The sequence below is a fragment of the uncultured Leifsonia sp. genome (assembly GCF_945957465.1).
Taxonomy (GTDB): domain Bacteria; phylum Actinomycetota; class Actinomycetes; order Actinomycetales; family Microbacteriaceae; genus Leifsonia.
The window spans coordinates 1-12,598 of record NZ_CAMFLC010000073.1; the positions used below are offsets into that span (position 1 = coordinate 1).

Here is a 12,598-nt window from a genome sequence, read left to right on the forward strand (position 1 = left end):
GCTCCGGCTCCGGCCGCTGCTCCGGCTCCGGCCGCCGCTCCCGCTCCGGCCGCCGCTCCCGCTCCGGCCGCGGAGGCCCCGGCAGCCGCTGCTCCGGCCGCGTCGTCGGGCGCGCACGCCGGCAACGCCGGCTACGTCACCCCGATCGTCCGCAAGCTCGCGAGCGAGCAGGGCGTCGACCTGTCCACCGTCACCGGCACCGGCGTCGGCGGACGCATCCGCAAGGAGGACATCCTGTCCGCCGCCGCTCCCGCGGCTGCCGCTGCGGCCCCGGCCGCGGCCGCGCCGGTCGTCGAGGTCTCGCCGCTGCGCGGCACGACCCAGCAGATGACGCGTCTGCGCAAGGTGGTCGCGGAGCGCGCCGTCGTCTCGATGCAGTCGACCGCGCAGCTGACCACGGTGGTCGAGGTGGACGTGACCAAGGTCGCCGCCCTCCGCGACAAGGTCAAGGGCGACTTCCTCGCCAAGACGGGCACCAAGCTCTCCTTCCTGCCGTTCTTCGCTCTCGCCGCCGCCGAGGCGCTGAAGGCCTACCCGGTCATCAACGCGACGGTCGACGGCGACAGCATCGTCTACCCGGACCACGAGAACATGTCGATCGCGGTCGACACGGAGCGCGGTCTGCTGACCCCGGTGATCCGCAACGCCTCCGACCTCGACATCGCGGGCCTCGCTCGCGAGATCGCCGACCTGGCCGAGCGCACGCGCGACAACCGCCTCAAGCCGGACGAGCTGGCGGGCGGGACGTTCACGCTCACCAACACCGGTTCGCGCGGCGCCCTGTTCGACACGCCGGTGGTCTTCCTCCCGCAGGTCGCGATCCTGGGCACCGGAATCGTCACGAAGAAGCCGGTCGTCATCACCGCCGACGGCACGGACTCCATCGCCATCCGCTCGACGGTGTACCTGGCTCTCTCGTACGACCACCGCATCGTCGACGGTGCGGACGCCGCTCGCTTCCTCGTCGCGGTCAAGAACCGCCTCGAGGGCGGCGCGTTCGAGGGCAGCCTCGGCATCTGACGCACGCGCGACGCCTGTCGTCGCATCGACTCCGAGTCACAGGCTCCACGTCACAAGCTCCACGTCACAGGCTCCGAGTGATCACAGTCCGGCCCTGTTCCGCCTGCGCGGAGCAGGGCCGGACTGCTTCGTCCGAGCATGCTGCTGTCCGCCTCATCCGTCGATGGCATGAGGAGGAGTGCCAGCAGAGCGCACAGCAACGGGACCGCCGCGACGCCGATCAGGAGAGGTCGCTCAGCGATCCAGGTGCGTCCCGCGTCGAGCGCACGGCCGACCGGGCGGTCGCCGATGCCGTTCAACAGCCGCTCCAGGGTCGCCAGCGCGCGATCGTTCCTCGCCGGATCGCCGACGGTACCATCGGACGTCCGTCGAGAGGGTGGACGGGGCCGCCCGCGGGACGGCGCCGTCTGCGATCGCTGTGTGGGCCCGCCCCGCGTCGTCGCCGCCACCCCGTCCGTTACCGAGCCGGTCGCTGCGCCCGCTTGTGGCAGCCGGGGACCACCCGACGGTGCGATCGAGCCACTGCTCGGCGCGTCTGCCGTCTGCGCCAACGCGCGCACCGTGCTCCGCAACAGTGTTGCTTCGGGGTCCCACAGATGGTCATCGTGCCGCCTCGGGTCGAAGGGAAGCTGCCCGGCCCCCGGCATCGCCTCCGCCGACGCGGGGACGAAGCCCCGGAGCACCGTCGCGTCCCGTTCCGATGACCGACCGAGGGGCGCTGCGGTGGGCTCCGCGTGCGTCGCTGCCGGCGTCCAGGAGATCGCGCAGGGGTCGGCAACCTGCAGTACGGCTCGAGTGACGTCCTCCCACGATCGGTGACCGACGGCGGTCGCGGCGGCAAGCAGCAGCGCCGCCGGTTCGCCCTTCAGGGCCGCGCACACCCTGGTGGCGAGAGCGGCATAGGAGGCGATGTCGGCCCGCGCTGCTGCATGGTCGAGAGGCCGGAACGCGACCGCGCCCGTCAGGACCGGACAGCCGTCGTCGCGGAACCCGATGTCGCGCGTGCCGAGCGCCGCACCCGCCCGGCCGCCGGCGTGGAGGTCCGCCAATCCGCGGGCGACCGAGGCCAGCACGGTCACGGCCTCCCCCGGGGCGAGCGCGGGATCGCGCGCCATCAGCTCGTGGAGCGTTCCTCCCGCGGGGTGCTCGACGAGCTCGATCCGGTGCGTGCGGAGCTGCGCCGGACGCAACACCGGTGCGCGGAGCCGTCGCGGGAGGTGCTCCGACACAACGTCCGCGGCCTCGGATCGCGCGGCCGAGCGCCGTTCGTCCGATGCGCGGAACTCCTCCGTGTCGCGCAGCGCGATCGTCAGCAGCGCCTCTCCGCTCAGCTCGCCACCGCTGACCACGAGCGCCACGCTCGCACCAGCCTCCATCGCGGCAGGGTGCGCGGGCACCACCGGGCCTCCCGCGTCGCACCGGACGACACCCCGGTGGCGCTCCGGCTCCTCCAGCCACCGCTCGATCGTCCACCCTTGGCGGGAGGCCAGGGCCTCCGCCAGCCGGGCCGGGTCGATCGGACGGCGCGTGAAGATGCTCATACCCCATCTCATCCGCATGTCGAAGGCACACAGCGGCGGAGACCGACAATCGGTGGAAAGCCCGCCGGCACGCAGCCCTGTGAAGGAGTTCGCCGACGAGATCACGGGTCGGTTCGAGTTTTTGTACTGAGTACACATAAGATGCTCGCATGACCGTCTTCGATGTCTCCGGCGTCGGCTCCCGCCACATCCCCTACGACGAAGCGCTGCAGCGCCAGCGCTCCGTCCACGCCGCGGTGGCCTCCGGCAGCGCTCCCGACACCATCCTGTTGCTGGAGCACGCACCCGTCTTCACGGCGGGCAAGCGCACCTCGCCGGACGAGCGCCCGACCGACGGAACCCCCGTCGTCGACGTGGACCGCGGCGGGAAGATCACGTGGCACGGACCGGGCCAGCTCGTGGGCTACCCGATCCTGCGGCTCGCCGAGCCGATCGACGTCGTCGGGTACGTGCGCTGGCTGGAGGACGTCCTGATCGGCGTGCTGCGCGGGCTCGGCGTCGACGGCCGCCGCGTCGAGGGACGCTCCGGCGTCTGGCTGCGCGGCGAGGCGACCGAGGCGGGCGGACCCGGCCGCGACGAGAAGATCGCCGCGATCGGCATCCGCGTCGCGGAGGGCGTGACCATGCACGGCTTCGCCCTCAACTGCTCCAACAGCCTGGACGCCTACGACGCCATCGTCGCCTGCGGCATCCGCGACGCCGGCGTCACGACCATCTCGCGCGTTCTCGGTCGCACGGTCACGCCGACGGACGTCGCTCCCCTGGTGCAGGCCGCGCTCGACCGGGCACTGGCCGATCCGTCGTCCAGCCCGGCGGCGGCGACTCAGCGGAGCGCGACCACCACACGGGAGGTCGCCGCGTGAGCGCGCCGGTCGAGGGCCGCAAGCTCCTCCGGCTCGAGGTCCGCAACGCCCAGACGCCGATCGAGCGCAAGCCCGCCTGGATCAAGACCAAGGCCAAGATGGGCCCGGAGTACCGGCAGCTGCAGAACCTGGTGAAGTCTGAGGAACTGCACACGGTCTGCCAGGAGGCCGGCTGCCCCAACATCTACGAGTGCTGGGAGGACCGCGAGGCGACGTTCCTCATCGGCGGTTCGCAGTGCACCCGGCGTTGCGACTTCTGCCAGATCGACACCGGCAAGCCCGCCGAGTTCGACCGGGACGAGCCGCGGCGCGTCGCCGAGTCCGTGGCGCGGATGGGACTGCGCTATTCGACGGTCACCGGGGTGGCCCGCGACGACCTCGAGGACGAGGGGTCGTGGCTCTACGCCGAGACCATCCGCGAGATCCATCGGCAGAGCCCCGGCACCGGCGTCGAGATCCTTGTGCCCGACTTCTCCGGCGACCCCGAGTATCTCGGCGAGGTGTTCTCCGCGCAGCCGGAGGTGTTCGCGCACAACGTCGAGACCGTCCCGCGCATCTTCAAGCGCATCCGCCCGGCGTTCCGGTACGAGCGGTCGCTGGACGTGCTCACCCAGGGGCGCACCGCCGGGCTGATCACGAAGTCCAACCTCATCCTCGGGATGGGCGAGGAGCGCGCCGAGATCAGCCAGGCGCTGCGCGACCTCCACGACGCCGGCACCGACATCATCACGATCACCCAGTACCTGCGGCCGAGCCCGCGGCACCTCCCGGTGGCGCGCTGGGTGCACCCCGACGAGTTCGTCGAGCTCAAGCAGGAGGCGGAGGAGATCGGGTTCCTCGGTGTGCTCTCCGGGCCGCTCGTGCGGTCGTCGTACCGCGCAGGCCGGCTCTGGGCGCAGTCGATGAAGGCCAAGGGACGCCCGGTTCCCGCCGAGCTGCAGCACCTGGCGGACGCATCGGCGGGCTTCGCGCAGGCCGTCTCCTGACCACCGCGGCGACGACTCCCGGCCGGCGCTACGCCGGCCGTGAACAGGTCATCCGGGAGTCGGGCGAGCCGGTATCCTTGTGACTATGGCACGCAAGGACAAGTCCACCAAGGAGCCCGGTCGGCTGAAGCAGATGTGGCAGGTCTTCCAGATGACCCGCCGCTACGACGACCGCGCCGTGCTGTACATCGTTCTGGGCGTCGTCCTGCCCATCCTCGCCGGCATAGCCCTGGCCCTGTTCCTCTCGGGCGGCAACGTCTTCACGATGGTGCTGTGGATCGTCGCGGGCGTGCTCGCGGGCGTGCTCGTCGGCCTCATCATCCTCGGCCGCCGGGCCGAGCGCGCCGCCTACTCCCAGATCGAAGGGCAGCCCGGTGCCGTCGGCGCCGTGCTGCGCAGCTCGCTCAAGCGCAGCTGGCGCGGGTCCGAGATGCCGATCGCGGTCAACGGCAAGACGCAGGACGCCGTCTACCGCGCCACCGGCCGCGGCGGCGTGGTGCTCATCAGCGAGGGTCCGAAGACCCGCACCCAGCGCATGGTCGACGAGGAGCGCCGCAAGGTCACCCGCGTGCTGCCGAACGTCCCCGTCACCACGATCTCGGTCGGGCCCGACGCCGATTCGGTGCCGCTCCACAAGATTCCGCGGACGCTTGCCAAGATCAAGCCGACGCTCACCAAGGCCGAGGTGCTGGCGATCAGCAACCGTCTGCAGTCGCTCGAGAACCCGATGCCGATCCCCAAGGGCATCGACCCGATGAAGGTCCGCGCTCAGCGCGCTCGCTGACCCGGCGAGGTCAGGCAGACGCTCGGCCGGCACGACGGTCGAGGACGTGCTCGGCGACGACCACCGCGGCCAGCACGACGTTGACCGTCCACACCACCGCCGGGGTGGGCAGAAGTCCGGCCACCGGCCAGAACGCCGCGATCACCACGGCACCGACGACGACTGTCGACGACCAGCGCATCCCGGTCGCCCGTCGGAACAACAGCAGCCCCACCAGATAGACGATCGCCGATCCGCACGACAGGCCCGTCATCCACGGCGTGGGCGTTCCGATCGGGCGCTGCAGGACGAGACCGTCGGCGACCGCCGAGAGCACGATCCCGAGCACGAGCAGCAACGGGATGTACGTGAACGCCGTCTGAGCGATCCTCCCCCGCTCCGATGCGTTCTCGATGTACGCGCTGGCCCGCTGTTGGGCGTCCGAGAAGTAGAGGAGCCAGAGCAGCACGGTGCCGGCGAACGCCGCGAGGAAGGCTCCCAGGTGGACCAGGTCGAGCGGGGCGGCGGAGAACGCCGCCCCGGTGACCACGATCGACTCGCCGAGCGCGATGATCAGGAAGAGGCTCACCCGCTCCGCCATATGCGCGCCGGAGATGTTCCAGCTGGAGAGCTGCGACCCACCCATCCCCGGGACCCAGAATCGTAACCGGGGGCCGACGTAGTCGACGACGAGCGCGATCACCCAGACGACGAGTCTCGCCTGATCGGGCAGGAACGCACCCGCGATCCAGATGACTCCCGCCAGGGCGTGCCAGAGGACGATGCGGACGAAGTTCGCGGCGTGCTCCCGATCCCCGCCCTGGCGGAACGCGACGAGCGTGAAGACGCTCCTGCTCAGCTGCATGAGGACGAGACACACGGCGAAGAGCACCGCACGGTCGCCGAACGCCTCCGGGATCGCCGAGGCGAGCAGCAGCCCCAGCATCATCAACGCCACGAAGAGCGTCCGCACCGCTCCGCGCTCCGGGTCCAGCCAGCTGGAGGCCCAGGTCGTGAACATCCACACCCACCAGACCACCATCGCCAGAATGACGGCGTGCAGGAGGGCCAGACCGGACTGCTCGTGCAGAAGCACGTGTGAGACCTGCGTGACGGCGAACACGAAGACCAGGTCGAAGAAGAGCTCGGTGTAGGTCACGCGGTGGGCGCCGTCGGCATCCGACCGCAGCACATCGCGCGTGAAGCCGGAGGCGCGCATGGCAGGAGTGTAGCCGTGACGCGCACGCAGCGCGGGTTCAGGCCCGGATGAGGACCGTGCCCGCCACCTTGTCGTGGAATCCGCGCTGGTCGGAATCCCAGACGAGCGCGGGGATCACGATGCAGAGCAGGACGGTCCGCACGATCGGCCGCCACACGCCAACCCATCCGCCCGCGACCGCGACCACACGCATCCCGAACACCCGGTGGCCGATGCTGCCGCCGATCGTGGGGATGAAGACGATCTGCATCAGGGCGAAGACGCCGAGCGTCGCCCACTGGTCGTAGTGGAAGAAGCCCAGCGAGATCAGGGAGGCGACAGCCCAGTCGACGACGATCGCACCGAGCCGGCGGCCGAGACGCCCGATCGAGCGCGGGCCCGCCTCCGGCAGGCCGAGTCGTTCACCCGGGTAGCGACTGGGCGCGATGTCGCCCGAGCGGGACGACGGGGAGTTCTGCGGCACCCGTCGAGTGTAGCGGTCGGGCATGCACGCTTTCCGAGGCCCTCCCCCGCCTCGTGCCCCCGACATGGCCGGCACGGCGTAACATGCCGGAAACATTTGTGTCACCGGAGGGAAACGGCGCCCCCCTAGCGTGTAGCTTGGGCTGCAGGCGCAGTTCCTCACCGCAAAGCCATTGGGAGTCCTCCGTATGTTCCGTGATTCTTCCGAGGTGCTCAAGTTCATCAAGGACACCGACGTCAAGTTCCTTGATATCCGCTTCACCGACCTGCCCGGTGTGCAGCAGCACTTCAACATCCCCGCAGCGACCGTCGACGAGGAGTTCTTCTCGGTGGGCCAGCTGTTCGACGGCTCTTCGATCCGCGGCTTCGCGTCGATCCACGAGTCGGACATGCAGCTCATCCCGGACGTCTCGACCGCCTACGTCGACCCGTTCCGGGCCGAGCGCACGCTCATCATGGTCTTCGACATCTACAACCCGCGCAACGGTGAGATCTACGCGAAGGACCCGCGCCAGGTCGCCAAGAAGGCCGAGAAGTACCTCGCCTCGACCGGCATCGCGGACACCGCGTACTTCGCTCCCGAGGCGGAGTTCTACATCTTCGACGACGTGCGCTACGAGGTCAAGCAGAACTCGAGCTTCTACTCGGTCGACTCCGAAGAGGGCGCCTGGAACTCGGGCCGCGTGGAAGAGGGCGGCAACCTCGGCAACAAGACCCCCTACAAGGGCGGCTACTTCCCGGTGAGCCCTGTCGACAAGCAGGCCGACCTGCGCGACGACATCTCGCTGAAGCTCATCGAGGCGGGCCTCGTGCTCGAACGCGCCCACCACGAGGTCGGCACCGGCGGCCAGGCGGAGATCAACTACCGCTTCGACACCATGGTCCACGCCGCGGACGACATCCTGAAGTTCAAGTACATCGTCAAGAACACCGCCAACGAGTGGGGCAAGACCGCCACCTTCATGCCGAAGCCGCTCTTCGGCGACAACGGCTCGGGCATGCACACCCACCAGTCGCTGTGGAACGACGGCAAGCCGCTGTTCTACGACGAGGCCGGCTACGGCGGCCTGTCGGACATCGCGCGCTGGTACATCGGCGGTCTCCTCAAGCACGCCCCGGCGGTGCTGGCCTTCACGAACCCGACGGTGAACTCCTTCCACCGTCTGGTCCCCGGCTTCGAGGCCCCGGTCAACCTGGTCTACTCGGCCGGCAACCGCTCGGCGTCGATCCGCATCCCGATCACGGGCACCAACCCGAAGGCCAAGCGCATCGAGTTCCGCGCGCCTGACGCCTCGGGCAACCCCTACCTCGCGTTCGCCGCCCAGCTCATGGCCGGCCTCGACGGCATCAAGAACCGCATCGAGCCGCACGAGCCGGTCGACAAGGACCTCTACGAGCTCCCGCCCGAGGAGGCCAGGAACATCCCGCAGGTCCCGGCGTCGCTGGGCGAGGCCCTCGACGCTCTCGAGGCCGACCACGACTTCCTCACCGCGGGCGGCGTGTTCACCCCGGAGCTCATCGAGACCTGGATCGAGTACAAGCGCGAGAAGGAGATCAAGCCCCTCGCGCAGCGCCCGCACCCGTTCGAGTACGAGCTGTACTTCGGCGTCTGACGACCGCAGGCACCAGTGGAGGGGCCGCATCCCGTCGGGGTGCGGCCCCTCCGGCGTCCGATGCGCACCCGGTCGCAGGTCGCTACGGTAGATGCTGCGGCCCGTCGTGGCAGCGGACGCGAGGAAGGCATCCATGAGCGACAGAGATCTGAACGACGTTCTCGACGAGATCGACAGTGGCCTGGCCGGTCCGGCGTGGGCGCGCATCCGCGCCGATGATCGCGCCGAGTGGCTCGGGCACTTCATCGGCGGCATCGCGCTCGCGGTCGGGCTCCGGCCGATCGAACATCTGGACTCCGGCGTCCGGCTCGACGACGGCGGTGTGTTCTCGGCGAAGGTCGTCGTGTTCACCGACAGCACCATCGTGTTCGCGGACGCGAGCGGCGCCAGCACCGCGCCCTATGACGTCACGACCCTCGTCGTCGCGCGGCCGCGAGCGGGGCTGACACAGCTCACCATCTCCGACGCGAACTCCGCCTACCGGCGTGACGTGCTCGATCCGTGGCCCGGCGACTTCACAGTGACCGCGGAGTGGTCGTACGGGGCACGGGTGACCTTCCCGCTCAGTCCGATCGAGACGGACGAGCACCGGCTGCGATTCAACCGGTTGTACGCGGCTCTCATCGACAGCCTCGGCGAGTAGTGATCGATTGACGCGCGGCGCTCCCCCAGACGGCAGCGCGTCGACGGAGTCCCGGGACGACGTCAGCCCGTGGGCGCCGGCCGCTGCGGGAGGCCGTAGAACGAGCGCTCGAAGACTGCCCGTGCCCGTCGGGTGACGGCGAGGTAGTCCTCCTCGAGCCGGCTCGCCGACCCGGGTGGATACTCCAGGAGCCGGGCCACCCCCTCGAGCGCCACCCGGTCCGACGGGAGCACGTCGGCTGTCTTGTTGGTCCAGAGCGTCATCGCCGAGCGCGCCCGAGAGGCGAAGAGCCACGCGTCCTGTAGCTTCGCGGCGTCGTCCGCGTCGATGAAGCCGTGCTCGACCGCCACCGCCAGCGCCTCCAGCGTCGAGGTCGTGCGTAGCGCGGGGATCGCCGCGGCGTGCTGCAGCTGGACCAGCTGCACGAACCACTCCACATCGCTCAGCGAGCCGCGGCCCAGCTTGAGATGCCTCGACGGGTCGGCCCCCTGAGGGAGCCGCTCGTTCTCCACGCGCGCCTTGATGCGCTTGACCTCGCGGACCTCCTGCTCGCCGATGCTCGCGGGGTAGCGCACCTCGTCGGCGACGGCCTCGAAATCGGCCAGCAGCGCGGCGTCTCCGGCCACGCCGCGGGCGCGCAGCAACGCCTGGGCCTCCCAGGTGAGCGACCAGCGCCGGTAGTACGCGCGGTAGGCCTCCAGGGAGCGCACCGCCGGCCCGTTCTTGCCCTCGGGCCGCAGGCCGATGTCGAGGTCGAGCGGAAGACGATTGTCTTCGGTGAGGCGGTTCAGCTCGGCGACGATGGCGAGCGCAGCCTTGTGCGCGGCGTCCTGATCGGCCGCGAGGGGCCGGAAGACGTACATGACATCGGCATCGGAGCCGAATCCGAGCTCGCGGCCACCGAACCGCCCCATGCCGATGATCCCGAACTCGAGCTGTTCGGCGTCACCGCGTTCGGCGCGGATCGCCGCGAGGACGCCGGCGATGACGTTCTCGGTGACGGCGGTGAGACCGCGGGCCAGCTCCTCGATCGTGCAGAACCCGAGGATGCCGGAGAATGCCAGCCGCAGCACCTCGCGCCGGCGCACGGCGCGCAGCGAGGCTGCAGCGGTCGCCGCCGACTCGTGCCGCGCCAGGATCGCGGCGGTCTCCTCGTGCAGCAGCTCGGCGCTCCGTGGTCGCAGGTCCTCCTCCGACTCGAGCCAGGCGACGGACTCCGGGATGCGACCGAGCAGCTCACCGGCGAAGCGCGAGCCCGACAGCACACGCGTGAGCCGTTCGGCGGCGCCGGTCGAGTCGCGCAGCATCCGCAGGTACCAGTGCGTCGAGCCCAGGTCTTCGCTGAGCCTGCGGAACGTGAGCAGGCCGTAATCGGGGTCGGCGCCGGCGGCGAACCACTGCAGCAGGACGGGCAGCAGGTGACGCTGGATGGTCGCCCGGCGGGAGACGCCGGCGGTCAGAGCGGCGATGTGCGCGAGCGCTCCCCGCGGGTCTCGGAACCCGATCGCGGCGAGACGGGCCTCCGCCTGTTCGCTGGTGAGTCCCGCGCCGCCCTCGGCCGTGGTGCCCGCGAGCCCGCTGTCGGCGTTCGTCGCCGCCACGGCACTCAGCAGCGGACGGTAGAACAGCCGTTCGTGCAGGCCGCGCACCCGGTGCTTGATCTCGTTCCAGCGCACGAGCAGTTGCTCGGCGCTCGTCGCGAGACCGGTCGCCCGCGCCAGGACGCGCACATCGCCTTCGTCTCGCGGCATCAGGTGGGTGCGGCTCAGGTGCCGCAGCTGGAGGCGGTGCTCCATGAGCCGGAGGGTGCGGTAGTCCTGCGAGAACGCGGCGGCCTCCTCGCGGCCGATGTAGCCCTGCGCGGCGAGGGCGGCGAGGGCGGACAGCGTGTCGCGCTGGCGCACCCGCTCGTCGGTCTGGCCGTGCACGAGTTGCAGCAACTGCACCGTGAACTCCACGTCGCGCAGCCCGCCCGGCCCGAGCTTCAGCTGGTAGTGCACCTCGTCGTCGGGGATGTTGTCGGTGACGCGTTCGCGCATCCGCTGCACCGACTCCACGAAATTCTCGCGCGATGCGCTGCCCCACACCCGGGGAGAGAGCGCCGCGACGTAGCGGTCGCCGAGGTCGACGTCGCCCGCGAGCGGGCGCGCCTTGAGCAGAGCCTGGAACTCCCAGCCCTTCGCCCACCGGTCGTAATACGCGATGTGCGAGTCGAGCGTGCGCACCAGCGCGCCGTCCTTGCCCTCCGGACGCAGATTGGGGTCGACCTCCCACAGCCCCGGCTCGATCGCCGGTTCGTGGATTCCGCGCTGCGTCAGCATCGCCAGCCGCGTCGCGATGTCGACCGCGCGACCGGCGCTGAGCCCGGCGGGCTCGACCCCCTCGGTCACGTAGATGACGTCGACGTCGCTGACATAGTTGAGCTCGCGCGCACCGGCTTTCCCCATGCCGATGATCGCGAACGGAGTGGCCCGGACCTCGGCCTCCGGGAAGCGGCCCGGACCAGACCCGATCGTCTGCTTCCGGGCGACGGCGAGCGAGGCCTCCAGCGCGGCCGCCGCCAGGTCGGAGAGGGCGGCGGCGACCGCATCGAAGCCCGAGACCGGGTCGTCCTGTTCGAGATCGAAGCTGGCGATCTGGATGAGCCGGCGACGGTAACGGACGCGCAGCGCGACACGCGCCTCGTCGTCCTCGATGGCCGCCACGCCGTCGACGGCGCCCACCGAGTCCAGCAGGTCGGCGCGCAGTTCGTCCGCGGTGGGCAGGGCGGAGACCGGATAGTCGAGCGCGCTCAGCTCGATCGGCCGGCGCAGGAAGAACTCGGCCGCCCCCTCCGAGGCTCCGATCACCCGCAGCACGCGCCGGGCGTCGTTGCGCGACGGCACGTACCGGGCGGTCTGCACGGGCGCATGCCGCAGCAGCCGCAGAGCGAGCGCGAGCGCGTTGTCGGGATCGGCGGCGGCGGACAGTGCGGGAAGCAGGTCGTCGACCTCGAAGCCGGTCAGCTCAGCGAGCTCCTGCAGCTGCCCCCGCACCGAGCTCAGCCCCACGAACCCGGCGCGCGCGAGCGCGGTGAGGGAGAGCTGCTCGCGGGTCACGACGTCGTATCAGAGGATCTCGAGGTTGGTGCGGAGCTCGTACGGAGTGACCTGGGCGCGATACTCCGCCCACTCCTTGCGCTTGTTGAGGAGGACGTAGTTGAACACCTGCTCGCCGAGCGTCTCGGCGACCAGCTCCGAGTCCTCCATGAGGGAGATCGCGTGGTCGAGGCTTGCGGGCAGCTGGTTGTATCCGAGCGCCCGGCGCTCGGCGTCCGACAGGGCCCAGACGTTGTCCTCGGCCTCCGGCGGCAGCTCGTACTGCTCCTCGATGCCTTTGAGGCCGGCGGCCAGCATCAGCGAGAACGAGAGGTAGGGGTTGGCGGCGGAGTCGATCGCGCGGTACTCGACGCGCGAGCTCTGACCCTTGTTGGGCTTGTAGAGCGGCAC

10 protein-coding genes and 1 pseudogene are annotated in these 12,598 nt (G+C 70.4%); 6 read left to right on the top strand and 5 right to left on the bottom strand.

The annotated features are described in order from the left end of the window. The coding region (gene sucB / locus Q0Q23_RS18635) for a 2-oxoglutarate dehydrogenase, E2 component, dihydrolipoamide succinyltransferase (RefSeq protein ID WP_295127805.1) at positions 1 to 1,020 on the top strand (1,020 nt) is incomplete at its 5' end. A gap of 50 nt (positions 1,021 to 1,070) precedes the next feature. On the opposite strand, the gene Q0Q23_RS18640 is transcribed toward sucB, so the two are convergent. Further along, positions 1,071 to 2,561, bottom strand: coding sequence for a hypothetical protein (locus tag Q0Q23_RS18640; protein WP_295127808.1), 1,491 nt, complete (start codon positions 2,559 to 2,561; stop codon positions 1,071 to 1,073). A 149-nt stretch (positions 2,562 to 2,710) separates the two neighbouring features. On the opposite strand from Q0Q23_RS18640, the gene lipB reads away from it, so the two are divergent. From lipB to Q0Q23_RS18655, 3 genes are all read left to right on the top strand, one after another. Beyond that, positions 2,711 to 3,424 carry a lipoyl(octanoyl) transferase LipB gene (gene lipB / locus Q0Q23_RS18645; RefSeq protein ID WP_295127811.1) on the top strand — a complete coding sequence of 238 codons (714 nt, stop codon included), beginning with the start codon at positions 2,711 to 2,713 and terminating at the stop codon, positions 3,422 to 3,424. Continuing rightward, positions 3,421 to 4,410 (top strand): lipoyl synthase, encoded by a 990-nt coding sequence (gene lipA, locus Q0Q23_RS18650; protein ID WP_295127814.1) that lies wholly within the window; start codon positions 3,421 to 3,423, stop codon positions 4,408 to 4,410. Before lipB ends, lipA begins: the two co-directional genes overlap by 4 nt. Positions 4,411 to 4,495: 85 nt before the next feature. Continuing rightward, positions 4,496 to 5,194 carry a DUF4191 domain-containing protein gene (locus Q0Q23_RS18655; RefSeq protein WP_295127817.1) on the top strand — a complete coding sequence of 233 codons (699 nt, stop codon included), beginning with the start codon at positions 4,496 to 4,498 and terminating at the stop codon, positions 5,192 to 5,194. A 10-nt stretch (positions 5,195 to 5,204) separates the two neighbouring features. Here Q0Q23_RS18655 and Q0Q23_RS18660 read toward each other — a convergent pair whose 3' ends face one another. Both Q0Q23_RS18660 and Q0Q23_RS18665 read right to left on the bottom strand, forming a co-directional pair. After that, positions 5,205 to 6,392 carry a low temperature requirement protein A gene (locus tag Q0Q23_RS18660; RefSeq protein WP_295127820.1) on the bottom strand — a complete coding sequence of 396 codons (1,188 nt, stop codon included), beginning with the start codon at positions 6,390 to 6,392 and terminating at the stop codon, positions 5,205 to 5,207. A gap of 37 nt (positions 6,393 to 6,429) precedes the next feature. Further along, positions 6,430 to 6,855, bottom strand: coding sequence for an RDD family protein (locus tag Q0Q23_RS18665; RefSeq protein WP_295127832.1), 426 nt, complete (start codon positions 6,853 to 6,855; stop codon positions 6,430 to 6,432). A 187-nt stretch (positions 6,856 to 7,042) separates the two neighbouring features. Here Q0Q23_RS18665 and glnA point away from each other — a divergent pair, with 187 nt between their 5' ends. Both glnA and Q0Q23_RS18675 read left to right on the top strand, forming a co-directional pair. Then, a complete protein-coding gene (gene glnA, locus Q0Q23_RS18670) occupies positions 7,043 to 8,467 on the top strand; it encodes a type I glutamate--ammonia ligase (protein ID WP_295127823.1) in 1,425 nt (474 codons plus the stop codon). A 133-nt stretch (positions 8,468 to 8,600) separates the two neighbouring features. Further along, positions 8,601 to 9,110: a hypothetical protein gene (locus Q0Q23_RS18675; RefSeq protein WP_295127826.1), complete on the top strand. Its 510-nt coding sequence runs from the start codon at positions 8,601 to 8,603 to the stop codon at positions 9,108 to 9,110. 62 nt (positions 9,111 to 9,172) lie between these two features. Here Q0Q23_RS18675 and Q0Q23_RS18680 read toward each other — a convergent pair whose 3' ends face one another. Continuing rightward, complete coding sequence (locus tag Q0Q23_RS18680; protein WP_295127829.1) at positions 9,173 to 12,208, bottom strand: bifunctional [glutamine synthetase] adenylyltransferase/[glutamine synthetase]-adenylyl-L-tyrosine phosphorylase; 3,036 nt, start codon at positions 12,206 to 12,208, stop codon at positions 9,173 to 9,175. A gap of 9 nt (positions 12,209 to 12,217) precedes the next feature. Next, a pseudogene (locus Q0Q23_RS18685) lies at positions 12,218 to 12,598 on the bottom strand (glutamine synthetase); the annotation flags it as partial.